This is a genomic window from Streptomyces graminofaciens, from assembly GCF_030294945.1.
In the GTDB taxonomy this organism is placed as follows: Bacteria; Actinomycetota; Actinomycetes; order Streptomycetales; family Streptomycetaceae; genus Streptomyces; species Streptomyces graminofaciens.
This window is the reverse complement of sequence record NZ_AP018448.1, coordinates 7,430,143-7,456,993: the sequence shown is the minus strand read 5'-3', so window position 1 is coordinate 7,456,993 and position 26,851 is coordinate 7,430,143. Positions and strand designations below refer to the sequence as shown.

At 70.2% G+C, this 26,851-nt stretch carries 20 protein-coding genes; 7 read left to right on the top strand and 13 right to left on the bottom strand.

Going from position 1 to position 26,851, the window contains the following annotated elements; genetic code table 11:
- Positions 1–196 precede the first annotated feature (196 nt).
- Positions 197–1,552 (top strand): aspartate aminotransferase family protein, encoded by a 1,356-nt coding sequence (locus SGFS_RS32695; protein ID WP_286255631.1) that lies wholly within the window; start codon positions 197–199, stop codon positions 1,550–1,552.
- A 132-nt stretch (positions 1,553–1,684) separates the two neighbouring features.
- Here the strand turns inward: SGFS_RS32695 and SGFS_RS32690 are convergent, their stop codons facing one another.
- Positions 1,685–2,788 carry a GTP-binding protein gene (locus tag SGFS_RS32690; protein WP_286255629.1) on the bottom strand — a complete coding sequence of 368 codons (1,104 nt, stop codon included), beginning with the start codon at positions 2,786–2,788 and terminating at the stop codon, positions 1,685–1,687.
- A gap of 162 nt (positions 2,789–2,950) precedes the next feature.
- Between SGFS_RS32690 and SGFS_RS32685 the strand changes: the two genes are divergently transcribed.
- The 3 genes from SGFS_RS32685 (at position 2,951) to SGFS_RS32675 (ending at position 6,841) form a co-directional block, all read left to right on the top strand.
- Positions 2,951–3,646: a GntR family transcriptional regulator gene (locus tag SGFS_RS32685; RefSeq protein WP_286255627.1), complete on the top strand. Its 696-nt coding sequence runs from the start codon at positions 2,951–2,953 to the stop codon at positions 3,644–3,646.
- Complete coding sequence (locus SGFS_RS32680; protein WP_286255625.1) at positions 3,643–6,102, top strand: dolichyl-phosphate beta-glucosyltransferase; 2,460 nt, start codon at positions 3,643–3,645, stop codon at positions 6,100–6,102. Before SGFS_RS32685 ends, SGFS_RS32680 begins: the two co-directional genes overlap by 4 nt.
- An 88-nt stretch (positions 6,103–6,190) precedes the next feature.
- A complete protein-coding gene (locus tag SGFS_RS32675; protein ID WP_286255623.1) occupies positions 6,191–6,841 on the top strand; it encodes a hypothetical protein in 651 nt (216 codons plus the stop codon).
- Positions 6,842–6,979: 138 nt separating this feature from the next.
- On the opposite strand, the gene SGFS_RS51520 is transcribed toward SGFS_RS32675, so the two are convergent.
- From SGFS_RS51520 to SGFS_RS32615, 11 genes are all read right to left on the bottom strand, one after another.
- Entirely contained in the window at positions 6,980–9,934 is a 2,955-nt protein-coding gene (locus SGFS_RS51520) for an aminotransferase class I/II-fold pyridoxal phosphate-dependent enzyme (RefSeq protein WP_350284030.1), read from the bottom strand.
- Complete coding sequence (locus SGFS_RS32660) at positions 9,931–11,202, bottom strand: ATP-grasp domain-containing protein (protein ID WP_286255622.1); 1,272 nt, start codon at positions 11,200–11,202, stop codon at positions 9,931–9,933. The genes SGFS_RS51520 and SGFS_RS32660 overlap by 4 nt, the downstream gene beginning before the upstream one ends.
- Complete coding sequence (locus tag SGFS_RS32655; RefSeq protein ID WP_286255621.1) at positions 11,199–12,137, bottom strand: GNAT family protein; 939 nt, start codon at positions 12,135–12,137, stop codon at positions 11,199–11,201. The genes SGFS_RS32660 and SGFS_RS32655 overlap by 4 nt, the downstream gene beginning before the upstream one ends.
- Before the next feature lie 2 nt (positions 12,138–12,139).
- On the bottom strand, positions 12,140–13,534 hold the full coding sequence (locus SGFS_RS32650) for a KamA family radical SAM protein (RefSeq protein WP_286255620.1): 1,395 nt from the start codon (positions 13,532–13,534) through the stop codon (positions 12,140–12,142).
- Between the two features lie 67 nt (positions 13,535–13,601).
- The gene (locus SGFS_RS32645; protein ID WP_286255618.1) at positions 13,602–13,940 is read right to left on the bottom strand and encodes a cupin domain-containing protein; all 339 of its coding nucleotides are present in this window, start codon (positions 13,938–13,940) and stop codon (positions 13,602–13,604) included.
- Positions 13,940–15,244 carry a lysine N(6)-hydroxylase/L-ornithine N(5)-oxygenase family protein gene (locus SGFS_RS32640; protein WP_286255617.1) on the bottom strand — a complete coding sequence of 435 codons (1,305 nt, stop codon included), beginning with the start codon at positions 15,242–15,244 and terminating at the stop codon, positions 13,940–13,942. Before SGFS_RS32640 ends, SGFS_RS32645 begins: the two co-directional genes overlap by 1 nt.
- Before the next feature lie 33 nt (positions 15,245–15,277).
- Positions 15,278–16,900 carry a class I tRNA ligase family protein gene (locus tag SGFS_RS32635; RefSeq protein WP_286255616.1) on the bottom strand — a complete coding sequence of 541 codons (1,623 nt, stop codon included), beginning with the start codon at positions 16,898–16,900 and terminating at the stop codon, positions 15,278–15,280.
- Entirely contained in the window at positions 16,897–17,541 is a 645-nt protein-coding gene (locus SGFS_RS32630; protein ID WP_286255615.1) for an SET domain-containing protein, read from the bottom strand. Before SGFS_RS32630 ends, SGFS_RS32635 begins: the two co-directional genes overlap by 4 nt.
- A gap of 5 nt (positions 17,542–17,546) precedes the next feature.
- Positions 17,547–18,836: a preATP grasp domain-containing protein gene (locus SGFS_RS32625; RefSeq protein WP_286255613.1), complete on the bottom strand. Its 1,290-nt coding sequence runs from the start codon at positions 18,834–18,836 to the stop codon at positions 17,547–17,549.
- Between the two features lie 3 nt (positions 18,837–18,839).
- Complete coding sequence (locus SGFS_RS32620; RefSeq protein WP_286255612.1) at positions 18,840–19,571, bottom strand: class I SAM-dependent methyltransferase; 732 nt, start codon at positions 19,569–19,571, stop codon at positions 18,840–18,842.
- 354 nt (positions 19,572–19,925) lie between these two features.
- Complete coding sequence (locus SGFS_RS32615; protein ID WP_286255610.1) at positions 19,926–21,071, bottom strand: hypothetical protein; 1,146 nt, start codon at positions 21,069–21,071, stop codon at positions 19,926–19,928.
- Between the two features lie 516 nt (positions 21,072–21,587).
- Between SGFS_RS32615 and SGFS_RS32610 the strand changes: the two genes are divergently transcribed.
- The 3 genes from SGFS_RS32610 to SGFS_RS32600 all read left to right on the top strand — a co-directional run bounded on the left by SGFS_RS32610 (position 21,588) and on the right by SGFS_RS32600 (position 25,456).
- The gene (locus SGFS_RS32610; RefSeq protein ID WP_286255608.1) at positions 21,588–22,628 is read left to right on the top strand and encodes an NAD(P)/FAD-dependent oxidoreductase; all 1,041 of its coding nucleotides are present in this window, start codon (positions 21,588–21,590) and stop codon (positions 22,626–22,628) included.
- 79 nt (positions 22,629–22,707) lie between these two features.
- Complete coding sequence (locus tag SGFS_RS32605; RefSeq protein WP_286255607.1) at positions 22,708–24,096, top strand: pyridoxal phosphate-dependent aminotransferase; 1,389 nt, start codon at positions 22,708–22,710, stop codon at positions 24,094–24,096.
- Positions 24,097–24,148: 52 nt separating this feature from the next.
- A complete protein-coding gene (locus tag SGFS_RS32600) occupies positions 24,149–25,456 on the top strand; it encodes an MFS transporter (protein ID WP_286255604.1) in 1,308 nt (435 codons plus the stop codon).
- Positions 25,457–25,550: 94 nt separating this feature from the next.
- Here the strand turns inward: SGFS_RS32600 and SGFS_RS32595 are convergent, their stop codons facing one another.
- Positions 25,551–26,834, bottom strand: a complete 1,284-nt coding sequence (locus tag SGFS_RS32595; protein WP_286255603.1) for an adenylosuccinate synthase — start codon at positions 26,832–26,834, stop codon at positions 25,551–25,553.
- Between the last annotated feature and the right edge of the window lie 17 nt (positions 26,835–26,851).

The window sequence follows — 26,851 nt, the reverse complement described above, 5'->3', positions numbered from 1 at the left end:
GATGGAGCGGTGTCTACGGTTCCGTAACGGCCGCCCGCGCATGAGAGCTCGGGTGGGAGGGGTTCGTAGGCGGGTGCGAGTACGTCGTGGTCGATCGCACAGTTGCACAAGGGGGCGACACACTGTCGTGTTCCCGGCCGAGGCGCAGACAGGACGCCGATATCCCGCCCGTCCTCCGCACGCCTAGCCTCGTCCCATGACCCCTCAGTCGAATCCCCAGGTCGGCGCGGCCGTAAAGGCCGCGGACCGGGCACATGTGTTCCACTCCTGGTCCGCACAGGAGCTCATCGACCCGCTAGCCGTCGCCGGCGCGGAGGGTTCGTACTTCTGGGACTACGACGGCAACCGGTACCTCGACTTCACCAGCGGCCTCGTCTACACGAACATCGGCTACCAGCACCCGAAGGTCGTCGCCGCGATCCAGGAACAGGCCGCCACCCTGTCCACCTTCGCCCCCGCCTTCGCGATCGAGGCCCGCTCCGAGGCGGCCCGGCTGATCGCCGAGCGCACCCCCGGCGACCTGGACAAGATCTTCTTCACCAACGGCGGCGCGGACGCGGTCGAGCACGCCGTACGCATGGCCCGGCTGCACACCGGCCGCCCCAAGGTGCTCTCCGCCTACCGCTCGTACCACGGTGGCACCCAGCAGGCCGTCAACATCACCGGCGACCCCCGCCGCTGGGCCTCCGACAGCGCGAGCGCCGGTGTCGTGCACTTCTGGGCACCCTTCCTCTACCGCTCCCGTTTCTACGCGGAGACCGAGGAGCAGGAGACCGCCCGCGCGCTGGAGCACCTGGAGACGACGATCGCCTTCGAGGGGCCGGCGACCATCGCCGCGATCATCCTGGAGACCATCCCGGGCACCGCCGGCATCATGATCCCGCCGCCGGGCTATCTGGCCGGGGTCCGGGACCTCTGCGACAAGTACGGGATCGTCTTCGTCCTGGACGAGGTCATGACGGGGTTCGGGCGGACCGGCGAGTGGTTCGCCGCCGACCTCTTCGGTGTGGTGCCCGACCTCATGACCTTCGCCAAGGGAGTGAACTCCGGTTACGTCCCCCTCGGCGGCGTCGCCATCTCGCCCGCCATCGCCGAGACCTTCGGCAAGCGGCCGTACCCGGGCGGTCTGACGTACTCCGGGCACCCCCTGGCCTGCGCCGCCGCCGTCGCGACGATCAACGTCATGGCGGAGGAGGGCGTCATCGAGAACGCCGAGAACCTGGGCGCCTCGCTCATCGGGCCCGCCCTGCGCGAGCTGGCCGAGCGCCACCCGTCGGTGGGTGAGGTACGCGGTGTCGGCATGTTCTGGGCCCTGGAGCTGGTGAAGGACCGCGAGACCCGCGAACCCCTGGTCCCCTACAACGCGGCCGGCGAGGCCAACGCCCCCATGGTCGCCTTCGCCTCCGCCGCCAAGGCGAACGGCATCTGGCCCTTCGTCAACATGAACCGCACCCACGTCGTCCCCCCGTGCAACATCACGGAGGCCGAGGCCAAGGAGGGCCTGGCGGCCCTGGACGCGGCGCTTTCGGTGGCGGACGAGTACACGGTCTGACCAGCACATGGCCTGACCAGCACGTGATCTGACGAGTACACAGTCGGTCGAGTACACGGCCTGAGGCCGCGAGGACTTCACGAAAGGGCGCTCCCGGCTTCCGCGCCGGGGGCGCCCTCGCCGTTGCTCACCTCACGCGGAACCACCCGATACCGAACCACCCGATACACCACCCACACCCGCCACACCCGCCACGACCCCCACTCCCACCGGCCGCCCACCCTCCAGGATCACGAACCGCAGCCCGACCTCCATGGCGACCGGCCGCTCCAGAGTCACCCTCATCCGGCTGTGCGCCCCGGGCGCCGCCTCCCGCACGCCCTCGGGCAGCCCGATCGTGCCGGTGAACTCGGCGGAGCGGAAGAAGAACCGTGCCTTCCGGCCCTCGGCGACAGGCGCCCCGAAGCCTCCTTCTTCCTCGGACCGCAGATACACCTCGGCCTCGAAAGCGCGGTACGCCGTGGCAGTGCCCGGCGCCGCCAGCACCTGCCCTCGTGCGACCTCGGGGCCCTCGGGTCCGACCCCGCGCAACAGCACCCCGACGCCGTGGCCCGCCTCCCCCTCGACCACAGGTCTGCCGAATATCTCCACCCCGGCACAGATCACCCGGCCCGCCGAGGCCCTGCCCCCGACGATCTCGATCTCGTCGCCGGACCGGACCGTGCCCCGCAGGATCCGGCCGGTGACGACCGGGCCTGCGTCCCCGGGGCGGTCGAAGACGCCCTCGATCGCCAGCAGGAACGGGCGGTCGGCCTCCCGCACCCGGTCGGGGACGTATGTGTCCAGGCGCCGGGCGAGTTCGTCGATCTCCTCGACCGCCTCGGGGTCCTCCTCCAGCGCCCGCAGCGCGGACCCGCGTACGACAGGGATCTCGGCGCCCGGGAATCCGTGCGCCGACAGCAGCTCACGGACCTCCGCCTCCGCCAGCCCCAGCATGTCCCCGTCCTCCACCAAGTCGCACTTGTTGAGGAACACGACGACACACGCCACCCCCACCCGCCGGGCCACCCGTACCTGCTCGCGGGTCTGCGCCCGCACCCCCTCGTCCGCGGCGACCACGAGGATCACGGCGTCCACCCGGGCCCCGCCGACGATCAGGTCACGGACACCGTCGGTGTGCTCGAAACAGTCCACATATCCGTGGCGACGGCTCAGGGCCGCCGCCAGGGTGCTCCTGCCGTGGCCGGCCTGTCCCAGGGTGCCCAGACCCAACCGGGGCTGCCACTCGAACTCCACTCTCGCTCCCCCTCGGTCGACAAAAGACCAAAACACCTTGGCCCGAACCCGAACGCGTAAGGTGACGTGCTCGTAAGAGAACACAGAAAGCACGTAACAGGCGTGCAGAGAGCACATGTGCGGCAGACCCGCACCCGTACGCGGAGGGGGACCCAGACCACAATGCCCGGCACCGGCGGCGGCAATGGCGCCGTGACCCGTAGCACCCTGCGGCAACAGCTCGCGGACGCGCTCCGTGACGAGGTGCTGGGCGGCCGTCTCCAGCCGGGGCAGGAGTTCACGGTCAAGGAGATCGCCGAGCAGTACGGGGTGTCGGCGACGCCCGTGCGCGAGGCGCTGGTGGATCTGTCCGCGCAGGGACTGCTGGACGCCGTGCAGCACCGCGGCTTCCAGGTGCACGAGTACTCGCTGGACGACTACCGGCACATGGTCGAGGCCCGCATCCTGGTCACCGACGGCATGTTCCGGCGGCTGGGGGAACGGAAGGTCGATCCCCGTGCGGCCGCCGCGCTCGCGGGAGTCCGGCGTCGCGGCGAGGAGGCCCGACGTGCCGCCACCGCCGGTGACCTGGACATCCTCATCGGCTACGACCTGCGTTTCTGGCGCGAGTTGAGCATTCTCTTCGGCAACCCCTACCTCGCCGACTTCCTGCACCGGCTGCGCGTTCAGGCCTGGGTGTGCGCGGTGCAGTTCCTGCGCCGGGTGAAGGGCCCCGACGGGCTCAAGGGGCGGCTGTGGGCGAGCCACACCGACCTCGTCGACGCCCTCACCCGCCGGGACGCGCAGACCGCGCAGGAGATCATCGCCGCGTACGACGCCCACTCCCTCGACCTCGTCGAGCGCCTGGCCGCCGAATGAGCACGATCGCGACCCCCACCGTCGATCTCTCCGTCGTCATCCCGGCCTACAACGAGGAGCAGCGCCTCGCCCCGACCCTGGACGCGGTCGTCGCCCATCTGACGGCGACACAGGCCGCCGCCACCTGGGAGGTCATCGTCGTCGACGACGGCTCGACGGACGGCACCCGGGACGTCGTGGCCGCCGCCACCGCCCGGGACGCCCGCGTCCAACTCGTCGTCGGCGGACCCCGCAACCTCGGCAAGGGCCACGCCCTGCGCCTCGGCGTCCTCGCCTCCTACGGGCGGCGCATCCTCGTCACGGACGCCGATCTCGCCGCGCCCATCGGCGAGTTGGAGCGGCTCGACAAAGCGCTCTCCGACGGGCACGCGGCCGCGATCGGTTCCCGCGAGGCGCCGGGCGCGGACATCGAGCGGCGTCAGCACCGGGTGCGCGAGAGCCTCGGCCGCGCCGGGAACCTGCTGATACGCGGGCTCGCGGTGCCGGGCATCCGGGACACCCAGTGCGGCTTCAAGCTGTTCGACGGCGACCGGGCCCGCGCGGCCTTCGCCGTCTCCCGCCTCAACGGGTTCGGCATAGACATCGAGATACTCCAGCACTTCCGGCACTCCGGCTGGGCCGTCGCCGAGGTGCCGATCCGCTGGTCGCACCAGCCCGGTTCGAAGATCCGGCCGCACGACTACGCCCGCGTCCTCGGCGAACTCGCCGCCCTGAAGGCCCGATCCGTACGCCCGGCCGACGTTCTCGCCGTCATCGCCTTCCTGTTGCTGTCCGTGCTGCTCCACGCCGGACGGTGGATCGACCCGAACGGCCGCTATCTGCCGGACTCCCTCCAGGACCAGAACCAGTGGGAGTGGTTCCTCGCGGTCACGGCCGACAACGTCGTCCACCTCAGAAACCCGCTGTTCACCGACTTCCAGGGCTTTCCCGACGGTGTGAACCTGATGGCCAACACGGTCATGCTCGGCCTGTCCGTGCCCTTCACGCCCGTCACGCTCGCCCTGGGTCCGTCCGTCTCGCTCGCCCTGGTCATGACCCTGGGCCTCGCCGGCACGGCCGCCGCCTGGTACTGGCTGATCGTCAAAAGGGTGGTCCGACACCGGGGAGCGGCCTTCGCGGGCGCGGTCCTCGCCGCCTTCGCGCCGCCGATGGTCAGCCACGCCAACGCGCACCCGAACTTCGTCGTGCTGTTCATGATGCCGCTGATCATCGACCGGGCGCTGCGGCTGTGCACGGGCGCCCGCACGCGACGGGACGGCGTCGTCCTGGGGCTGATGGCCGCGTACCAGGTCTTCCTCGGCGAGGAGCCGCTGCTGCTCGCCGCGATGGGGATGCTGCTGTTCGCCGCCGCGTACGCGGTCGTACGCCGTGACGTGGCCCGTGCCGCCTGGCGCCCCCTCCTCAAGGGCCTGGGCATCGCGGCGCTGGTCGCGCTCCCCCTCGTCGCGTTCCCGCTGTCCTGGCAGTTCTTCGGCCCGCAGAGCTACAAGAGCGTGCTGCACGGCGACAACGCGGGCAACAGTCCTCTGGCCCTCCTCTCCTTCGCCGAGCGCTCGCTCCTCGCGGGCGACCAGGACCGTGCGAACGCCCTCTCCCTCAACCCGACCGAGCAGAACGCCTTCTACGGCTGGCCGCTCGTCCTGCTGGCCCTCGGCATCGTCGTACGCCTGTGGGAGCGGCCGTTGGTGAAGGCGCTCGCGTGCACGGCGACGGCGGCGGCCCTGCTCTCCCTGGGCCCGAAGATCCGCCTCCCGCAGACGGACCTGGTCGTCCCCGGCCCTTGGGCGCTGCTCGCCGACCTGCCGTTGTTCGAGTCGGTCATCGAGGGCCGCGTGGCGATGGTCTGCGCCCCGGTACTCGGCATGCTGCTGGCCCTCGCCTGCGAACGGCTGGCGTCGGTGCGGAGCCTCGGCACCCGGTACGTCGGCTTCCTCGCGATCACCCTCGCGCTGCTGCCGATCGTCCCGGCCCCCCTGAAGTCGGTCGAACGCCCGGACGTCCCGGCGTTCATCGCCGACGGGACGTGGAAGTCGTACGTCGACACCGAGGCCGGCGAGACCCTGGTGCCCGTGCCGCTGCCGGACCCGGGCAACGCGACGGCGCTGCACTGGCAGACCACGGCCGACTTCGGCTTCCGGATGCCCGGCGGCTACTTCAACGGCCCCTTCGGCGAGGACCGGGTCGGGATCTACGGCGCCGTCCCCCGCCACACCTCCAACCTCCTGCGTGACATCCGTTATGGCGGCGAGGTCCCGACCATCGGGAAGAACTGGCGGGCGCAGGCCCGCGCGGACTTCGCGTACTGGCACGCGGGGGCGCTGGTCCTCGCTCCGCAGCTGTACGACGAGCGGTTGCGCGAGGCGGTGGACAAGCTGGTGGGCGAGCCGGGTAGGTGGGTGGGCGGTGTGTGGGTATGGGATCTGGCAGGAGCCACTGCCGCGACGGACGGGGACTGAAGCCGCGTTCAGCGACTACGCTTCCCTGACCACCGAACCCGGTGTCATGCCCACCGACCGCTGTGCGCCGTAGACCCGAGGAGCTCTTTTGGCCTGTGACCTCTGGCTCGTCCCGCTCATCGACGTGTTGTGCCACACCCCCGACAATCCCTTCGCCGAGGAACTCGCGCTCTACAACAAGCTGCTGGGAGAGGCCGGGCTGCCGCCGGTGCCGGTCTACCAGTACATGCCGGGCCTGAGCGGCGAGGTGGCCCCGGTCGCCGGCTTCGACTACGACGCGCTGCACTTCCTGCGCCGGGCGTATCTGCTCCAGGTGTGCGGGCTCGCGGTGACCCCGGTGGACGAACTGGGCGGCGACTACGAACAGCTGCTGGAGATGTTCGAGGGGACGGCCCAGCAGTCGCACCTGGTCTGGCACTACGACCACGCGGGCGCGTACGTGCCGGTCGACTTCCCACAGCCGCTGTCGAGCGACGAACTCCTCGCCGGGGGCGGCCCGTTGGGTTCCTCCCAGGCGCTGCTGCGGGAGCTGGAGTTCGTCGCCCCGTCGATCGGCATCGACCCGGCGAACCCCCCGGCACCCCCCGAGGCACCGCTGACGCCGACGGAGTTGGAGGAACCGGCCGTTCCGGCCCCGTACGATCCGAGCCCCTTCGCCCGCGAACGGCATGTGTGGCTGGGGCTGCACGCGGCGGCGACGCGGAGTCTGGCGCAGGGGTCGATGATCGTGTTCAGCTGAGGCTCGGTGGACCTGGGACAGCCCCTTGCGTGAAGAACGGCCCGGCGACGGAAGGTATCCGGGAGCTGTCCTACAGGTCCCGAACAGGTCCCGAACAGGTCCGGAACAGGTTCAGGGCATACACGGCAGTTGAGGCGTTCACGAAATCCGCGGCGCCTCGATGACGAACGCGGCCAGTCGGTCCAGGCCGAGCGCAATCTGCTCCGGGGACAGGACGCTCAGCGAGAGCCGGATCTGATGGGAGCCGCCGGAGCCGCCGTAGAAGTGGTGCATCGGGGTCCAGAGCACGCCGAACTTCCTCGCCGACAGTTCGAGCATCGCCTCGTCGGCGGCGAAGGGCAGGGTGAGGACGAGGAACATGCCGCCGCCCGGGGTGTTCCAGGAGACCGGACCGGCCGGGGTGCCCGCGCCGAGGCGTTGTTCCAGACCGTCAAGCGCGGCGCGCAGGTTCCTTCGGTAGACGGCCGCCTCTCGCAGCGTCGCGCGTTCCAGGCTGCACTCGTTCTCGACGAGGTACCCGCCGATCACGGCCTGGGCGACGGTCGAGGTGTTCAGCGTCAGCATGCTCTTCAGTCGGGCCAGCTGGTCCGCGAACAGTCCCTCCCCCGCGACCGGCTGGTCGGCCACCACATAGCCGACCCGGGCGCCCGCGAACGCCGTCTTGGCGAACGAGCCGAAGTAGACCACCCTCCGTGTCCGGTCGAGGACCTTGAGGGTGGGCAGCCGTCCCGTCCCCGAGTGGAAGAAGGAGTACGGGTTGTCCTCCAGGATCAGCAGGTCCTCCCGCTCCGCCAGTTCCAGCAGCCGCCGCCGGTCCGCCAGGGACATGCTGACCCCGCTGGGGTTGGCGAAGTCGGGCACGACATAGCAGGCTCGTGGCCGCAGGCCCGCGGCCCTGGCGCGGCGGATCTGTTCCGCCAGGTCGTCCAGGTCGATACCGCCCGGCCCCTCCCGCACCTCGCGTACGGCCATGTCGACGATCCGGGTCGCGCCGAGGAAGCCCACATAGGCCGGTACGGCGGTCAGCACCACGTCCCGCTCGTCGCGGCGCAGCGCGCGCAGGACCAGGACCATGGCCTCCTGGCAGCCGGTGGTCACGACCAGGGACTCGGGGTCGACGGTCATCCGCTCGTCGAGTTCGAGGTGCCGGGCGATCAGCCGGTGGATGACCCCCTTCGTGCGGCCGTACTGGAAGAAGGTGCGGCGCACCTCCTCGGGGCCCAGGCCCAGTTCGCTCTCCAGATACCGCTCGAAGGCGCCCAGTTGCCGGGGCAGCGAGCCGACGTCGTAGAAACCCTCGTAGGGGCGCCCGGCCGCGAAGGAGACGGCCTGGGGATACCGGCCGGCGATGTCGTTCAGCAGCGTCATGGAGGTGAGGACGGGGTCGTGCACCGAGGAGTGGAGGTCGGCGGCGTCCAGGACGACCTGGGCGGGCGGGGCGGGCGGTACGACCGGGGCGGGCGGGGGCACGTCGAGCGCGTCCGTGGGCGGCCCCGTCCTCCTCAGCGTCACGGCGTTCCGGGCCCGCATACCGGTGACGTCGCCCGCGTCGTCCACCATGAACTCGAACACCCCTCCCTGGAAGGCGAACATCGTGCGGGTGATCGGCAGGCACCGCAGCTCGCTGCGGTCCTCCTCGGAGTACAGATACAGCTCTCCGTCCCGGACGAAGACCTCGACCTGGTCGAGGCGGGTGTACGTGCCGGTGTAACGCTCCAGGTCGGCCGCGTCCGGGCGCTCCAGCCGGCGTTCGTCGAAGCGCCGGCACAGCTCTCCGTCGACCATCACATAGGTCACATCGCCGTCCGTGGCCGGCACGAAGCCCAGGGACACGGTGTCGCCGCCGAGGTCTCCCTCGTACCGGCCGTCCGGGGTGGCCTTGAGAGCGACCCGCTGTTCGTTGATCTCCGCGACCAGTCCACAGTCCTCGACGGTGAGCCGTACCAGCCCGGTGGCCTGCCCGACGAAGACCCCCGCGCAGCCGGGTGGGGGCCCGCCGCTCTCCCGCGCCCGGCCCTCGGCGCGCGGTCGCGGCGGGGCTGACGAGGCCGGCGGGGCGCTCGTCTCCAGTACCCGGTGCAGCAAGGCCGCGCCATCGAATCCTGGCGGCCGCGCGTTCACCAGCAGCACCGCCCCGACGCGCTCCTCGGGAAGCATGAGCAGCCAGGTGCCGTACCCGCACATCTCGCCGGGGTGGCCGACGAACGTGCGGCCCTGCCACCGCCACCGCCGAAGACCCAGTGTGCTCGCCCGCCGGTCCGGGAGGTGGAGCGAAGCGTGTGCCGTCGTCATCAGCCGTACGGTTTCGGGCGTGAGCAGGCTGTGCGCCCCGTGCCGTCCCTCGTTCAGGACCATGGCGACCAACCGCGCCAGGTCGAGCGCGCTCGACCACGCGAAAGCGGACGGGTAGTGCGCGACATTGTCGATGAGCCCGCGCTCCACGGTCGGCACCCCGTCGACGCCGAAGTCGTGGGACAGGGCGTGCGGGTGGGTCACGGCCACGTCCGGGTCGAAGAGCGTACGCGTCATGCCCAGCGGCCCGAGGAGCGTGTCGTCGAGGACCTCGGGGAACGTGGTGCCCGCGACGGAGGCGGCCAGCAGGCCGGCCAGGTCGTAGCCGGGATTGCTGTACGAGTACGCCGTGCCCGGGGGCGCGAGAGGTGTGTACGTCCGCAGGAGTGCCGGGACGACCCGGCCCAGGTCCCGCGGGTCACGGCTGCCGGTGAGGAAGAAGTCGTCGGGCAGCCCGGCCGTGTGGCCCAGCAGCATCCGTGGCGTGATCCGCTCGATGTCCGGGTAGCCGGTGCCGGTGAGCGCGGGCAGCACGTCGGTGACCGGACGGTCGAGGTCGATCAGACCTTGCTCGCACAGCCGCAGCACCGCGGTCGCGGTCAGCGACTTGGTGACCGACCCCAGCCGGAACAGTGTCCCGGCCGAGACCGCCGAGCCGTCCTCCTCCGCACTCGTACGGCCGAAGCCCTCGGCCCGTACGACGCCGTCCGCGTCCACGAGGGCCAGGGCCAGCCCGGGTATCCCATGCCGCTCGCGTATGCCCTCGACGTCGATGAGCGGGGCGAAGGAACCAGTGGTCACCGCCTCGCTCCCGAAAGACCGGCGCCCGTCACCCGCACCGCCAGCATGTCCAGCCCCTCCTCGGCCGCGCTCAACGCCTGATGCGGGCCGTCGTCGTGCTCGGTGAGCACATAGCCGAGGCGCGACTCGATCTCCCCCTGCTGCGGGGGTGCGATCCAGTCGCCCGGTTCGGCGAACAGGCGCGCCCGTACGACATGGGGCGCGGCGGCGGCCTGAGCCAGTCCCTCGATGTCGACGACCGTGCCGGAGTCCTGCGCCAGCAGCAGCCGTACGCAGGCCCCCCGCCGATGGCGCTCGGTGAGGTCGGGGCGCTCGCCGAGAGCCAGTTGCAGGGCGACGCCTGCGAGGTCGACGCCCAGGGCGCGACGCACCAACTCCGGGATGTAGACGCCGGGCAGCCGCGGATTGACCTCGACCACGCGGACGCCCTCGGGGGTGCGCTTGAACTCGGTGTGGACGACGCCGGTGCGGATGTCCAGCGCGCGGATCGCTTCCCGTGTCCAGTGGCTCAGCTCGCGGTGGTCGTCCTCGGGCAGCCGGGAGGGCACGAGGAGGCCGTCGTACACGAAACGCGACTGGGTCGGACCGATCGGCTCGATCGTCTGCAGTCCGTCCGTGGTGGCGACGACATGGACCTCCCCGTCCAGCACCGCCGCCTCCACACTCACCAGGGGCCCCTCCAGGAACTCCTCGATGATCACGTGGTGGTAGGCCGACGGCAGATAGCTGTACGGCTCGCTCGCCCACTGCCAGGCCTGCGGCAGTGCGGCGGCGTCCGACAGCTTCGTCACCCCTTGGCCACCGGAGGCGGCCACCGGCTTGAGGACCACGGGCAGCGTCAGTTCGGCCAGCGCCGCCCGCGCCTCCTCCAGGGAGGTCGCGATCCGGTGCCGCGGTCCGGGTACCCCGGCGGCGGTGAGGAGTTCGCGGGTGATGCCCTTGTCCATGCAGGAGTGCACGGCGGCCAGGGAGGCGCCGGGCAGGCCCAGCTCCTCGCTCAACGCGGCGCTGAGCTCGACGAGTTCGTCCTCGTGGGTGAGGACTCCGGCGATGTCGTGCTCGCGGGCGTACCGGGCGAGGTCGGAGACCCACAGCACGGGGTCGTCGTAGAGGCCGGGCAGCACATGGACGCGGTCCACGCCCTCGGGCAGCGGGTCGAGCGGCTCCCGCAGCACCAGGTGCACAGTCAGGCCGAGCGCACGGCTCGCCTCCAGCACATAGGAGCGGTAGCGCTCGTCCCAGTCCAGTAGCAGCAGTCTGCGTGTCACAGGAACTCCACCTCGCGCTCGGTCACGGGACGGGCCTCGACCGAAGAGAACATAGGTGCTCCGAAGTGCGTCGTGTCGATGTCGGGGCGCGCCGAGAAGACATTTCCGACCAGGGTGGATTCCGTCGGGTCGAAGCCGCTGTAGCTGACGCAGAAGGACGGGTCCTCACAGCGCGCCAGGGACACCACCCGTTCCAGCACGGGCGGGTCGTCCGCCTCGAAACGCCACAGGGGGTCGGCCCGGAAACCGAGCCTCTTCTTCAGCCGGTACAGACCGGTGGCGACGTCATGGCCGTAGAAGTTCGGGTCGGCGCCGGCGGAGAGCTTCCCGTAACCGAGTTCGGCCGCGACGACGCCCGCCTGGACGTACATGTACGGCGTGATGCCCGGGTCGGGACGCTCCTGGTCGGCGGCGAAGTAGGTGATGCGCAGCATGTCGTTGCGCGGCACCTTCAGACAGATCAGCCCCGCGGCCATCCGGTCGCCGTCGTACAGGTAGAGGCCCACCACCCGGTCGGGGTGGGCGCGGAAGTCGGCCAGGTCCTCGGCGGCGTACAGGGTGCCCCTCGGGAGGGAGGCGATATGGCGCTCGTACAGGCGGTACCAGACGTCGAGGCGTGCCGGGTCGATCGGCGTCTCGACCTCCAGCCGGTGCCCCTGCGCGGTCTTCCGCAGCGCCTGGCGGGTGTGCTTGCGCGTGCGGGCGCCGAGCGTGTCCAGGTAGGCCTCGACGGTGGGGTGCACCGGGCGCGACCAGAAGAGCCACTGGGGCTTGAACAGGAAGCCCCTCGGGGCCAGTTCGGCGCACAGTTGCGGGGTGGGATCGACGATCCGCACCATGTCGATGCCGGGCTCGTCCGGCAGGGTGTCTCCGCTCTCGGCCTCCCGGGCGTCGAGTACGGCGATACGCAGGTCGTGTTGTTCGACTATTTCCATGGTCATCCCTCGTGCGACGGGCCGCCCGCCCCCTGAAGGGCTTCCCTGCGCCACCATTCCTGGCCTTCCTCCGGCAATGTGTGGATCGGGTCCAGGTACTCGTGTCGACGCGCCAACGCGTCCGTGTCGTCCGCTTCCAGAGGAGTTCGGTAGTTCTTGTCCCAGTACGAGATGCCGCGCGTCCGGTCGTACTCGACCGTCTGATGCACCCAGCGCTTTCCGACGTAGGGGACGTCGCAGACGATCCTCGGCGTCGCGAACCCGGGGAGATATCCCATGATCTCGTCCTGGAGCCGCTGTGCCCGGGACAGCGGGATCCGCCAGTGCTCACTGAACGGGATCATGTCGCAGAGGTAGAAGTAGTACGGCGTGATCCCGGCGCCGTCGACCAGGGCGAAGCACAGGTCGAGCAGTTGCTCCGCCGAGTCGTTGACGCCGTGCATCAGGACGCCCTGGTTGCGTACGTCCCGGATGCCCGTGCCGAGTACCGCGCGCGCCGCCCGTGCGGCCAGCGGGGTGACCGACCGGGCGGAGTTGGCATGGGTGTGCACGGCGATGTGCACATCCCGGTCGCGGGCGACCTTCGCCAGGCGCTCCATCCCGGAGAGGACCTCGCTCGACAGCCAGTACTGGGGAAGGGTGACGAGCGCCTTGGAGGCCAGCCGGATGTCGCGGATGCTGTCGATGTCCAGCAACTGCGCGGTGAACGCCTCCAGCCGGCGCCAGGGGACGTTCGCCACGTCACCGCCGGAGACGACGACGTCGCGGACCTCGGGGTGGGCGCGCAGATAGGCCAGGATGGCGGCCAGCCGGTCCGTCGGCTTGATGGTGAACTTCGTCTTGGTGACCTGGGGCGTGTTCTGCCCGACGAGGTCCATCCGGGTGCAGTGTCCGCAGTACTGCGGACAGGTGGGGACGACCTCGGCCAGCACCTTCGTGGGGTAACGGTGGGTCAGCCCCTCGACGGTCCACATCTCCTGCTCGTGCAGTGCGTCCCGGGTCGCCCGTGGATGGGACGGCCAGTCGGCACGCCGGTCGGAGAAGACGGGCAGGATGTAGCGGCGTACCGGGTCCGAGTAGAAGGCGTCGGTGAGGCTGCCGGCCCCCGCGACCGGCTCCCCGCTCGCCATCGTGTTGAGGATCTGCGGCGGAACGAGCAGCGACATCGTCGCGCGCTCGGCGCGGTCGCGCGCCAGGTCGGCGTAGAAGGTCTCACCGACCAGATCGCCGAGGACGGCCCGTAACTGGCGGGCGTTCCTGACGCTGTTCAGGCGCTGCCACTGCTCCGACTCCCATTCGGCCTGGGTGACGTGCCGCCATCCCGGGAAGCGCCGCCAGTCGGGTTCCCCGAGCAGCGGGCGACGGTATGTGTACGGCTGGACCGGTGCGTCACTCAAGTGACGTGCTCCTTCCTTCGGAGTGCTGTGCGCCGTCCCTGAAAGGGGATCCGTGCGCCGGCTGCCACTACGCGTCCGCGGTCCACCAGAGGCTGAAGACCTCCAACGGGCCGGATCCGGTGTTGGTGACCTGGTGCGGCACCCAGGGCGGGTAGTAGAGGGCGTCGCCGGGCCCCACCTCGGTGCTGGTGTCCGAGGAGACGACGGTCCCGGTGCCGGAGCGGATCAGCCAGATCTCGGCGACGGCGTGCTCGTCGCGCACGCTGGTCGCCCCGGGCGGGACGCTGAAGCGTGACCCCTCGAAGGGAAGGGAGAGTGGCGAGCCGGCGTCGGCGGCGATCTCCTCCACCACCATGCCGGGCAGGTTCTGCGGACGACCGAAGGCCGCCCTGATGGGCTGGGGCATCAAGAGCTCCCGGTGGTCGGTGAGTGGTCGGCCGGTGCGGGGTCGTGGTCCCACGCGGCCGTGGTCGTCACGTGGTCGAGGCGGTACACCTTGCGCCCGGTCACGGAGTTGAGGATCTGGGCGCTGCGCCAGGCGGCCAGGCTGAGGTTGGGGTCCGCCACGCCATGGGTGGGCTCGGCGAAGTTCTGCACATAGATGCCGACGCCGGCGGGGCCGTCCCAGCGCAGGGAGTAGTCCCGGCGGACCTCGGGCTCACCGTCCTCGCCGGACAACCGGTCCGACAGCGGGGCCAGGTACGTGGGGAGCTGTCGGCGGTAGCCGGTGCAGAGGACGACTATGTCCGCCGCGTGTGCCTCCTGCCGGTCGTGGTCCTGGTCGTGGACGGTGGCCACCAGACGGTCGCCGTCGGGGTCCAGGGCGAGGACTCGCCGGCTGGAGAGCAGCCGGTGGCGTACGGGTGCGCCGGCCACGAAGTCCAGCTGGTACAGGCGCCGGTAGATGGCCTCCAGCAGGGACTCTGTGATCCCGTCGCTGGCCAGGCGCTGGTGGCGCAGCAGCTCGGCGCGGCGCCGCTGGGGCAGTGAGTGGAAGTGGTCGACGTAGGGCGGTGCGAACCATTCGTTGGTGAACGGCGAGTCGTCCAGGGGCTGGAATCCGGGGCGGCTGGAGATCCAGGTGAGCCGGTCGGGCAGCTCCGTGTCCGTCGCCAGCAGGTGGTTGACGACCTCGGCGCCGCTCTGGCCGCCGCCGACCACGAGGACGTCCTTGCCCCGTGTCCGCGGCCGGACGTGCATGAGGTCCGCGCTGTGCAGCACGCGTGGACCGCGTAACGGCTCGGCGAAGGCCGGCAGCGCGGGCACCCGTCCGCTGCCGAGGACCAGTGACGTGGTGGTGCGGCGGGCCTGGTCGGTGCGCACCTCCAGGCGGTCGCCGCGCAGCCGGACCTCGGTCACCTGCTGTTTCCAGCGCAGGCTGGGCAGTTGGCCGGCCGCCCACCAGTAGTAGTGCTCGAACTCCTGCCGGGAGCAGGTGTCACGGTTGGCGACCAGAGCGCGGAACAGACGCCCGCTCTCGGCCAGGTAGTTGAGGAAGGAGAACCGGCTCGTGGGATCGACCGTGGTGACGAGGTCCTTCAGATAGGACACCTGGAGTTCCGCGTCGGGCACCATCATTCCGGAGTGCCAGCTGAATTCCGGTTTGGCGTCGAGGAAGCGGGCGGAGATGCCGCGTATCGGCTCGGCGAGCGCGGCGAGGCTCAGGTTCGAGGGGCCGATCCCGATCCCCACGAGGTCGTGGTCTTCCATGTGACCCCTTCTGTCGGTGAGTCGTGGCCGCCGTCACCGCGGCGCGAACAGGGAACACACGCCGCCGAGGTCCGCGATCTTGGCGGGGACGGAGATCCCTTCCAGTGCCTGCGCCCAGCGCACCTCGGCGACGTCGCCGGGCAGTTGCAGCCCGGCCCACAGCTGCTGGGCCATGGCCGGAGCCACGGGATGCAGGCCGACCGCGAGGGCCGCGGCCGCCGACAGCTGGGCGGCGACGCGCTGGGCGAACTCCTCGCGCAGACCGGGCTCGTCGGCGATGTGGTCGGCGTCCTCACCGGCCTCGGCGGCCTCCCGTACGAGCACGTCGAGGAGCTGGATGGCGGTGCGCGGCGAGAAGTCCGGCAGGGCGTACGCCTCGTCGACGAGCTCCAGCAGCCGCCGGGTACGGGTCCGCAGGCGCCCCGCCGGTCGGTCCCGCGGGCCGGGGTCCTGCTGCTCGGCCCCCGCGGCCGCGGTCTCGGCGCGGCCCGCCAGTGCGGTCAGCCAGCCGTGCCAGCGCGGCAGCAGGTCACCGTGGAGGAAGGAGTCGAACTCCTCCCGGGTGAAGCTGCTCTGGGCGGCGGTGGGCCGGTCCCAGCACAGATACAGGCGCAGATGGTCGGCGGGTACGGTCTTCAGCGCGTCCAGGATCCAGATCGCGTGCCGTCGGCTGGTCGAGATCTTGAGCCCGTCGAGCCGGTAGAACTCGTTGGACACGAACGCCACGGGCAGCTTCACCGCCGGGTCCCAGGCGGAGAAGATCGCCGGGAAGAGCACGGCGTGGAAGAGGCCGTTGTCGTAGCCGAAGAACTGGACGACCCGGCCGTCGCCGGACCACCAGTCCCGCCAGTCGCCGAGTTCGTCCGCGGCGGCCAGATATCCGGCGGCCATCTCGAACCAGACGTAGATCCGCTGCTCGGTGAAGCCCTGGACGGGTACCTCGATCCCCCAGTCCGCCGGGTGGGACACGGCGATCTCGGGGAGCCCGCCGTCGGCCAGGGACCGGCACAGGGCGGTGAGGTGGCCGTTCATGTCGGCGGTGTGCCAGAACTCCTCCAGTGCCCGGCGGTGCCGCTCCAGCGGGAGGTACAAGCGCTCGCAGTCGCGCGGTTCGCAGGGCTCGCCGCAGATCGTGCAGTGCGGGTCGGCGAGGTTGCCGCAGTCGTTGGGCCGGCCGCAGACCTCGCAGGCGTTGCCACCGGACTTCGTTCCGCAGTGCGGGCAGGCACCCGCCACGTAGGCCTCGTAGGCCCAGCGGTCGCACGGTACGCAGTAGGGCAGGGGTTTGACGCGGGCCACGATGTCGCCGCGCTCGTACAGCGCGGTGAAGATGTCCCGGGTCAGCTTCCGGTGCAGCGGGAGCCGCCGGGGGTGGCCGACGACATCGAACGCGACACCGGTCTCGGTCCAGGCCCGCTCGATGAGTGCGCCGTACCGGTCGGCGGTCTCCTCGGCTGTCGTGCCGTCGAGTACGGCGCGGGACTCGGTGTAGCTCTGGTTGTCGTCGATGCCGGAGAGATAGGCGACGTTCACGCCCAGCTGGGTCTGGTGCCGCGCGAAGACGTCGCCGGAGAGGTAGGGGCCGGAGAGGTGGCCCAGGTGGAGTTCCCCGTTGGGGGTCGGTGGTGTGGCGGTGACCAGCAGATTCGTCGTCACTTCAGAACCTCGTGTTCCGTGGGGCGATGGGCGCGAGGCCGGGGTGGGGAGCAGACCGTGGTGCCGGTGCCCGCCTGTGCCACGGTGGTCGCGCCCTGCCGGACCCGGGCGTAGGCGCGGCTCACCGAGGACACGACGTCGTGCAGGGGCTGGTCCACCTCGGCCACGCGGGGCAGTACGGCGTCGATGCGGGCCGTCAGCCGCGCACGCAGCTCCGGGTCGTGCCCCTGTTCGGTGGTGATGGCGCCGCGGCAGCCCGGCAGGCCGCAGTTGCAGGTCATCGACCAGCCCTCGTCCTCGGTGAACGTGGCGTAGTCGCAGGTCACCTCGTCGCCGGGGGCGATGTCCCGGACGGCGAGACCGAAGTCCAGGCCGGTGTCGAGCACATTGGCCTCGCAGGAGTGGTTCATGAGGAACGCGCCCATGCAGGGCAGCAGGAGGCTGCCGTCGGTCAGCAGATGGCCGTACTTGTCCAGCAGCCCGAACCGGTCGGCGGGCACCGCGTCGAGCTCGCCGGCGGACCAGGTCGGGCACTTGGCGCAGGGGAGCCAGACCACGGTGCCGGCCGGGATCGGTTCCGTGGCGAACAGGCCGACGTTGTCGGTGGTGCTGGGGCGGATGTCGATTCCGGTGGTCAGCATCGGGGTCAGACCAGTTGGAGCGTGGCGGCCAGGCGGCTCTCCAGTTCCTCGACCCCTCGGTGGCTGTCGGCGAGGATCAGGTAGCGCCACTTGCCGTCGAAGGCGAGGGTGTCGGCGGTGAGCACCACGCCCTGCTCGCCGCCCGGTTCGAAGGCCAGGCCCGCCTTGCGGACCAGGTCGAGGCCGGTGGCGAAGTCGGGGGTGCCACCGCCGGCCCGGGAGTCGGCGAGCCATACGGCGTCGGCGGCCTTCTCGGTGCCCAGCAGGCGCCTGACCAGCAGATCGAGATAGGTGCAACCGGTCCGGCGGAGGTTGCTCTCGGTCGTGTAGAGCTGTCCGTCGGTCGTGATGCCGCCGTCGATGTCGAAGGGGCCGCGGTAGCCGAGGCGGTGCAGATGGCCGCCGAAGGCCATGCCGTCCGCGACGAGCTTGTCCACGGCCGGCGAGTTCTCCTCGATCGGGGTCACCTGACCGCTGAAGCTGCCGTTCGGGGTCCGCATCTCGCCCACGTGCAGCACCTTCGGGCCCTCGGCGGTGGCCTCCATCTCCACGGTCACCACGCGCGCCAGGTCCAGCCGCTGTTCCACGAGCCAGCCCGTCGGCTGATCGGCGACGGTGGCCAGATACGCGTCCACCGTGGCTTCCAGGCCGGTCAGGTCCTCCTTCGACAGGAAGCGCACCCCGTAGCCGTTGGAGCCGCGGACGGGCTTGATCACCGCCCCGCCGTACTCGGTCACCGTCTCCCGGGCCGCCTCCAGCAGTCCGGCGCGGTCCTGTGCGACCCGGCCGTCCGCGACCTTGATGCCGAGTTCACCGGCGGCGGCGCGGAAACCGGGCTTGGTGTTGATCCGGTAGACGGCCTCGACGGTCTCGTCCGAGGGCCGGCCCCCGTCGTAGCCGTCGACGGGCGCACCGATCTCGGCGGCCAGTTCGAGCGCGGGCCGGTCCATGGCGAAGGGCTGGAACCGCAGTCCCGGGGCGCCCGCCACCAGTTCCCTGAGGCGGTCGACGAGTCCGGCCCGGCGTACCGCCTCGGTGAGGGTGACCAGGTCGTCGGTGGGGGCGGCCACGGCGGTGACGTCGGACCGGGAGAAGCCCAGCAGTCCGGTGGCGTACTCCCAGAGGGGTTCGGCGGGCGGGGTCGGGAGGACCACCACGTCGCCGGGGCGGGTCAGCCAGACCTTGCGGGGTGAGACTGCGACGAGCGCCTTGGCGTGGCGCGCTGTCGGGACGGTGACCATCAGTTCGTTGACGAAGTTGCCGAAGAACATCCGGGGGTGGGCGCGGTCGGTCATGGCTCAGTGCTCTCCCTGCTTGATGCCGCCGAAGATCGCGTGGCCGGCCTTCATCCAGTACGCGTCGACCTGTGTGAACCCGGCCTCACGCAGCCACTGGAGCTGGTCGCCCAGCGGCGAGGGCCGGTCCAGGGGGTCCGGGTAGTGGTAGTGGCTCCACTGCAGTTCGTGGAACTTCTCGTACGCCTCGGGGGCGCCCGCCGCCTCGCTCTGCCGGCGCACCGACTCGTCCCACATCCGCCGGGCGAGTTCCACGCCGAGCGGGCCGGTGGGGTCGATCAGGTCGGCCAGCACGAGGGCGCCGCCCGGCCGCAGCATGCGGTGCGTGTCGGCGAACAGGCGCTGCTTGCCCTCGGCGTCGAGGTGGTGCACGGCGAGGGAGGAGACCACCGCCCACGGAGCCTCGTCCCGTACGCGCCAGTCGGCGGCACCGAGGTCGAACTGCTCGGTGCGGAAGCGGTCGCCGAACCCGGCGAGTTCCTGCTCGGCACTGCTCAGCATGGTCTTGCTGATGTCGAGGCCGGTGACGTGCGCCTCGGGGAAGGCCCGCAGCAACGCCTCGCTCAGCCGGCCCTGGCCGCAACACAGGTCGAGGATCCGGGCCCCGGCCGGTGGCCGGGGGACGACCGAGGTCACGACGTCGGCCTGGACCTCCCGGTCCGGGACGAAGTACTTCCCGTACGCGATGAAGTCGGCGGAGTCCTGTTCGGTCCAGTCCTGCTCGGACTCGGTCATGCTGGTCCCTTCTGTTGTGGTGACGCCTTCTGTGGACGTGCCCGCTTGGGCCGTCGCCCGGGCGGGCGGGGCCGGGGCCTGTCCGAGAGCCTGCGTCTGCTTCGCGGGCCCGGTCTGGGTCGAGACACAGGCTCTGACGATCCCCCGGCCGTGCCCGCGACGCCTGGCACCGTGCGCCGCCGCGTGGTCGGGCGCCGCGCCCCGCCGCGTGGTCGGGCACCGCACTCCGCCGCTTGGTCGGGCACATCCGGGTACCCCCGTACGAGGGCAGCCCTCCGCCGTGCGACGCACGGCACCGGACGCCGCGGGCTGATCCGGCGCACATGGCCGAACCGGCGCCGGCGGCGACGGGGGTCAGGAGCCGTCGACCAGCGAGTGGCGCTCCAGCCAGCGGGCCAGGTCCCTGGTCGCCGGGGTGACGGCCAGTTCCTCGTCGGTACCGCGGGCCGCAAGCTCGGCCACCCAGTCCGCGGTGGCGGCGGGGAACCGCTCGACCGCGCCGTGCGTCGCGACCAGCGCGTCCTCGCCGCTGCGGACCCACAGCAGGGGTGCGGGGGTGCGTCGGCGGACGGCGGCGGGTGCGGCGTCGGGCAGCGGGTTCCGCGTGGCGATGCCGCGCATGCCGATGGATGAGGCGAGGGCCAGCGCCTCCTCGTCGGAGTCGGCGATCCGGGCGAAGTCCCGGTACTCGGCGAGCCACTCGGCGGGCAGCTGCCCGTCCGCGCCGACGGGCACGTCGATCCACGGCCGGGGGTTGTCGAAGCTGCCGGTGTACATGGCCACGTTGACCGAGAGCGAGGGCTCGGGGGTGTCGCCCACGTGCCAGATGCCGCTGCGCCAGAACATCGCCTGGCCCGGGCCCGGCCGCAGGGTCGTGGTGGTGAGGTGCTCGACCTCGCTGAAGCGCAGGTCGGGGAGGTACTCCTCCTCGACGTTGCCGAGCGGGTCGACGTCGGCGCGGATATCCGTGCCGGCCGGGATCCAGTCGTTGCTGTCCCACAGGTGCATGACCTTCTTGCCCTGGAGGACCATGTGCAGGTTCGTGCACCCCTCCCGGTGGATGCCACCGGGGGTGGCCGCGTACCGGCCGAGGAAAAGCTCGGACTCTATGTAGCCGCAGGGCAGCCCGATCCGGGTGAGGAGCGGAGCCAGCCCGCCGAGCAGTGCCTCGAACAGACCCCGGTGGTACTCCTGAAGGCCCCGGGCGTAGTAGAGCACGGCGTCCGCGCCGCCCTCGGTGGACCGTACGGCACGGTCGAGCCACTCCCATGGCGTTTCCGGCGAGCCGAGACCTCCCGGCCAGGCCTTCGGATCCTTGACGAACTCGCCGTCGACCAGAAGCTTGAGGGCGTCGGTGAACCGGCCGGACGTCTGTGCCGCGCCGGCCGCCAGACCCGCCTGCCACACCAGGTCCTCGTCGAGTCCGGAGTAGTCCCAGTCGCAGACCGTCCAACGAAGGTTTCTGTCGGCGATGACCGGGTTGACCAACGTTCCACGCATAGTGCGTACCTCCCCGTACGAGTGGCTCATTGCTTTCGATGGCGCATGTGCGTGACGGGGCGGGGCCCCGAGGAAGTGGTGGGTGTGGCGACCGAACGTTCACCTCTAGTCCACCGGTATAAACATCGGTGTCGGCCGGAAATTTACTGCTTCGGCCGAGTCCGGATCTACGAGCGATTCTTGCCGGCTCGATAAAGAAACCGAATGGACGTCGAATGGCAAGTTAGCCTGCGCTCCATTCCCGGGTCAATCTACTTTTCAATTATCACGGATGTCCAAATTTTGCCGGATTGCCGAATATAAGGTGAGTGATCCGGGTCACATCGACGAAATCCGCTGCCGCCTGTTGACAGATTCGATCGCCGCACAGTTGACTGACGCAAGTTGCAGCCGCACACCACGGCCCGACCAGCACGTCCAAAAGATGCACGGGGGAGCAAGAATGACCATTTCGTCATGCTTAGAGAGCCGTCTGCCGCAGCGTGAGCGCCTTCTGCCGCTCCGTGCGGGGCAGGTATGATACGCGTCGACATCGCGGTATTAGGTGCGGGAATCATCGGCGGCATGACCGCCCGGGAAATCGCCGCCCGCGCCCCATCGGCATCGATCGCCCTGCTCGACCGGGCGGAGGTGGCCGGTGGCGCCAGCCGGAGATCCGCAGGTTTGCACTTTCCCCGCGGGGGAAACGCTCGCGTCCGCGAGTCGACGGCCTACAGTCACCGTTTCTACGAACAGCTCAGATCCGAGCAGCCAGAGCTGCCCATCTTTCCCGTTCCCATGTCCGTCATCGCCTCGGCGGACACGTTCGAGGCCGAGCGGGAGAAGTATCTGCCGCTTGCCGGTCTGACCCCCGCGGCGGATTTCACCCATCGCTTCGCGAAGGCACCGGCCGAGACCTCCGTCTGGCACGGACACGGCTGCCACTACGCCGACGTCCCCGCGCTGACGGCGCACCTCGTGAACCAGCTGCGCGACCGGGTCGTCGTCCGCGAGGGCGTCCACGTCCAAGGCCTGGAGCAGACCCCCGACGGCATCGAACTCCGCCTCGCGACGGGTGAGTCCATCCGGGCCGGCCGCGTCGTCCTGGCCCCCGGGCCCTGGCTGCACGCCGATGCCTGGGCCCCGCTGGTGGGCCCACTGGGCGCGCGGGTGAAGAAGGTCGTCGCCCTGCACATCGCCGACCGCCCCGGTCCCGACGACCGGCTCGTCGTCCTCCACGACGAGGACGCCTTCCTGCTGCCGCTGCGGGAACGCGGCTACTGGCTGTTCAGCTACACCTGCCAGGAGTGGGACGTCACCCCGGACACCCTGCCCACCTGCCTGACCGGCCAGGACATCGCCGAAGCGCGCGCCGTGCTCGGGCGGTACGCGCCGGACCTCGCCTCGGCCGCCTCGTCCGGCCGCGTGTTCTGCGACGCCTACAGCCCGGACCGGACCCCGCTGGTGCAGCCCCTCGCGGGCGACCCCCGGCTGGTCTTCGCCGGCGCCGCGAACGGATCCGGCTACCGGCTGGCACCCGCGATCGCCAAGGCCGCGGCCGACCTCGTACTCGGGTAGCCGCGCACCCGGGCAGTCCGGTCCGCCCGTACCCCACGCGATCCCCGATCCAACGATGAACTGGAGCACGGACCCCACCATGGCGACCACGCATGGCGATGCGCTGCTGCTCGGACGGCAGATCGAGAAGATCTCCTGGAAAGAGTCGCTCATCAACGAGCTCGAACGTCACCACAACACGGTCGACTACTCGAGCTACCAGGGCGGCACGGTCCATATGATCTCGTCGGGCGTCAACTATCTGCGCCCGCCGTCCGTGATACTGCGCAGCATCGCCGAAGACGCCCGAGACTGGAAGTACATCAACTGCTACTGCGGTCCGCTGGGCGAGTCGATACTGCGCTGCGGCGCGCTCGTCTACGAGGAGAGCCTCAAGGGAAGTCCCCTGGACGCCCCGATCGACTCGGCCCTCACCGTGGGCGCGGCGGAGGGAATCCGGCTGGCGTTCGAGTTTCTCCGCCAGGAGCGGAATACGGAAACCGTACTCGTCGCCGGACCGCAATACTCCATCGTCCACCAGACGATCCTTTCCGCCGGACTGAGATTCCACGAAGTATTTTCCGGAAGCGAAGGGCGTTTCCTTCCCGATCCCGCCGAGATCGACGCCGCGCTGGAATCCACCGGAGCCACCGCACTACTCCTCACCGAGCCGAACAACCCATCGGGCGAGCAACACACCGAGGCGGAGTTCGACGAGATCATCGGTATTCTCGAAAGACGCGGTGTCCAACTCGTCCTGGACAAGATCAGTACCGATTTCGCGGCCCATGAGGAAATCCGCACATTGAATTACGGAGCCGCGCTGGACCGCCATGACCATTGGGCCCGGACTCTCGTCGTGGACAGCCTTGCCAAAAGGCGCGCGGTGAGCGGCCTCAGATTCGGCTATGTCCTCGGCCACGCGGATTTCATCACCTTCATAGAGAACCGGCGCTTCGGCGGCTGCCCGCCCCTGGTGGCGGTCCTCGGCATCGCCCGCGACCTGGCCTTCTCCGGGTACCTGCAGCGGCGCAGACATGGCGTCACCGGGATCTCGGACACCCTGTGGCAGCGCTTCGGGCACCTCAACGAGGAGTCGCGCGCGCTCCTGGCCGTGAGCGACACGTCCCAGCTGGACGAGTACGCCGACGAGGTGCACGACATGTACCAGCTGATCTTCGACAACCGGCGGCTGGTCGAGGACGCCCTGGCCCCGTGGAACGCCGTCACCACGCCCATGGCGGCGGGGTTCAACCACCTCCTCCGCGTGCCCCTGCCGGACCCCGACCCCGCGGTCTTCGGGCGCAGCCTGTACGACGAGGCGCAGGTGGCTTGCTTCCCGCTCGCCTGTTTCACGGGCGACACGGGTCTCGCGGAGGCCAAGACACCCGGCGGGTTCGGCTGGCTGCGGGTCAGCTGCGCCACCGAGCGCCCGGATTTCGAGCGTCAGGTCGAAGGACTGGCCTCATTCCTGGGGAAGTACAGCTGACGACGAACGGGGACATGATCGCCACGGATGACAAGGGAGTTGGTCGGCGCAGATGACAACTGAAGGAACCGCGTCCTCCCCCGCTCAGGAGGACGGCCCGGCACCGGAGGCCTCCGGGGCGGCGAAGGGCCGTTGGCGCGGCGTGCTGACCAACCGGGACTTCATGCTCCTGTGGAGCGGCTTCACCGTCTCGTCGGTGGGGACCTCGCTGTCCAACCTGGCCGTGCCGATTCTCGCGCTCGGCATCTCGGGCTCGCCCGCGCTGGCCGGTCTCGTCGGAGCGGCCCGGCTCGCCCCCTATCTGCTGCTGACCCTGCTGGCCGGCGTTCTCGTCGACCGGTGGGACCGCCGCAGGGTGATGATCGTCGCCGACTTGGGCCGCTTCCTGGTGCTGGCGACCGTGCCGCTCGCCTACGCCATGGACAGCCTGACCGTCCTGCACCTGGCGGTGGTGGCGTTCCTCGAGGGCATCGGGCACGTCTTCTCCAACATCGCGCACCTGTCCGCCCTCCCCAAGCTGGTCACCGACGATCAGCTGGCGTCCGCCAACGCCCTCAACGAGATCGGCGACTCCGCCGCCGGCGTGGGCGGATCCGCGCTCTCCGGCGTGCTGATCGGGCTGGCCCGCAACTCCACCCTCGGCGCGGTCTACGGCTACGCGGTTGACGCGGTGACGTATCTGTTCTCAGGGGTGTCCCTGCTGTTCGTCCGCAGTGGCTTCCAGGACGAGCGGACACCCAAGGAGGACGGCTCGATCATGGCCGACCTCAAGGAAGGCATGTCCTTCCTCTGGCGTCAGCGCCTGCTCCGGCTGCTCATGATCATGGTCACGCTGATCAACTTCCTCCAGGCGCCGTTGAACCTGGCCACCATCGTCCTGGCCACCGACGAGCTGGACGTCAACGCCGGGGTGATCGGCCTGATCCTGGCCGTCGTCGGTCTCGGCACGGTGCTCAGCGCGCTGGCGGCCTCCTGGCTGCGCGACCACGTCGGGCTGCGTGGACTGACCCTCGGCTCGGTGTTCCTGTGGGCGGCCGCGGCCGCCATGATGGCGAGCGCCTCGTCGATCTACATGCTCACGGCGGGCTTGCTGATCACCAACCTCCTCTGGCCGGTCTTCGCGGTGTCCCTGGTCACCTACCGGCTCTCCGCCACCCCGGACGCCCTCCAGGGCCGCGTCAACAGCGCCTTCCGCACGCTGTCGTTCGGCGTGGAGCCGATCGGCGTGGCCCTCGGCGGCGTCCTCATCGCCTCCGCCGGCCCGCGCTTCCTGTTCTGGGGCGCGGCGGTGGGCCTCGTGCTCGTCCTCATCGGCGGGATGGCCGTCTGGGGACGCGACGAACAGGAAACGACCAAGTAGGACCACGACAACGGCGGCCGGCCTCCTGCGAAGAGGCCGGCCGCCGCCGCCGTGCTCGTGGAACCGGGTTGCTCGTGGAACGCCGTCCGTGACGTCAGATGAACGAGTTGATCTCGATCGTCTCGTCCCGCCCGGGACCCACGCCGATCGCGGAGATCGGAGCGCCAGACATCTCCTCCAGCGCCTTGACGTAGTTCTGGGCGTTCTTCGGCAGGTCCGAGAAGGACTTCGCCCGGGTGATGTCCTCGGACCAGCCGGGGAGCATCTCGTAGACCGGCTTCGCGTGGTGGAAGTCCGACTGCGAGTACGGCAGCTCCTCGACGCGCTTGCCGTCGATCTCGTACGCCACGCAGACCGGGATCTCCTCCCAGCCCGTCAGAACGTCGAGCTTGGTGAGGAAGAAGTCCGTCAGGCCGTTCACACGGGTCGCGTAGCGGGCGATGACCGCGTCGAACCAGCCACAGCGACGGTCGCGACCGGTGGTCACACCCCGCTCGCCGCCGATGCGCCGCAGCGCCGCGCCGTCCTCGTCGAACAGTTCGGTCGGGAACGGGCCCGCGCCGACCCGGGTCGTGTAGGCCTTGAGGATGCCGATGACCCGGCTGATCTTCGTGGGGCCGACGCCCGCGCCCGTGCACGCCCCACCGGCGGTGGGGTTGGAGGACGTGACGAAGGGATAGGTGCCGTGGTCGATGTCGAGGAGCGTGCCCTGGCCGCCCTCGAAGAGGACCACCTTGTTCTCCTCCAGGGCCTGGTTGAGGACCAGGACCGTGTCGGCGACGTACGGCTGCAGCTTCTCCGCGTAGCCGAGGAGTTCCTCGACGACCTGGTCGACGGCGATGGCGCGACGGTTGAAGAGCTTGGTGAGGATCTGGTTCTTGGCGTCGAGAGCCGCCTCGACCTTCTGCGTCAGGATCGACTCGTCGTAGAGGTCCTGGACGCGGATACCGACACGGTTGATCTTGTCGGCGTAGGTGGGGCCGATGCCCCGGCCCGTCGTACCGATCTTCCGCTTGCCGAGGAACCGCTCGGTGACCTTGTCCACCGTCACGTGATACGGCGTGATGATGTGAGCATTGCCGCTGATCAGGAGCTTGGACGTGTCGACGCCGCGCTCGTTCAGACCGCTCAGCTCGGAGAGCAGGACCGACGGGTCGACGACGACGCCGTTGCCGATGACCGGGGTGCATTCCGGAGTGAGGATTCCGGAGGGAAGAAGGTGGAGGGCGTACTTCTGGTCACCGACGACGACCGTGTGGCCGGCGTTGTTACCGCCTTGGTAACGGACCACGTAGTCGACGGATCCGCCGAGCAGGTCGGTGGCCTTCCCTTTACCCTCGTCACCCCACTGAGCACCGAGCAGCACAAGTGCGGGCACGCGCGTACACCCCTTCC

What these genes read in the sequence shown, in the direction of transcription:
- SGFS_RS32695 (WP_286255631.1), top strand. Translation starts at nt 197, where the DNA reads ATGACCCCTCAGTCGAATCCCCAGGTCGGCGCGGCCGTAAAGGCCGCG.
- SGFS_RS32685 (WP_286255627.1), top strand. Translation starts at nt 2,951, where the DNA reads ATGCCCGGCACCGGCGGCGGCAATGGCGCCGTGACCCGTAGCACCCTG.
- SGFS_RS32680 (WP_286255625.1), top strand. Translation starts at nt 3,643, where the DNA reads ATGAGCACGATCGCGACCCCCACCGTCGATCTCTCCGTCGTCATCCCG.
- SGFS_RS32655 (WP_286255621.1), bottom strand. Translation starts at nt 12,137, where the DNA reads ATGGAAATAGTCGAACAACACGACCTGCGTATCGCCGTACTCGACGCC.
- SGFS_RS32645 (WP_286255618.1), bottom strand. Translation starts at nt 13,940, where the DNA reads ATGCCCCAGCCCATCAGGGCGGCCTTCGGTCGTCCGCAGAACCTGCCC.
- SGFS_RS32640 (WP_286255617.1), bottom strand. Translation starts at nt 15,244, where the DNA reads ATGGAAGACCACGACCTCGTGGGGATCGGGATCGGCCCCTCGAACCTG.
- SGFS_RS32630 (WP_286255615.1), bottom strand. Translation starts at nt 17,541, where the DNA reads ATGCTGACCACCGGAATCGACATCCGCCCCAGCACCACCGACAACGTC.
- SGFS_RS32625 (WP_286255613.1), bottom strand. Translation starts at nt 18,836, where the DNA reads ATGACCGACCGCGCCCACCCCCGGATGTTCTTCGGCAACTTCGTCAAC.
- SGFS_RS32620 (WP_286255612.1), bottom strand. Translation starts at nt 19,571, where the DNA reads ATGACCGAGTCCGAGCAGGACTGGACCGAACAGGACTCCGCCGACTTC.
- SGFS_RS32615 (WP_286255610.1), bottom strand. Translation starts at nt 21,071, where the DNA reads ATGCGTGGAACGTTGGTCAACCCGGTCATCGCCGACAGAAACCTTCGT.
- SGFS_RS32610 (WP_286255608.1), top strand. Translation starts at nt 21,588, where the DNA reads ATGATACGCGTCGACATCGCGGTATTAGGTGCGGGAATCATCGGCGGC.
- SGFS_RS32605 (WP_286255607.1), top strand. Translation starts at nt 22,708, where the DNA reads ATGGCGACCACGCATGGCGATGCGCTGCTGCTCGGACGGCAGATCGAG.
- SGFS_RS32600 (WP_286255604.1), top strand. Translation starts at nt 24,149, where the DNA reads ATGACAACTGAAGGAACCGCGTCCTCCCCCGCTCAGGAGGACGGCCCG.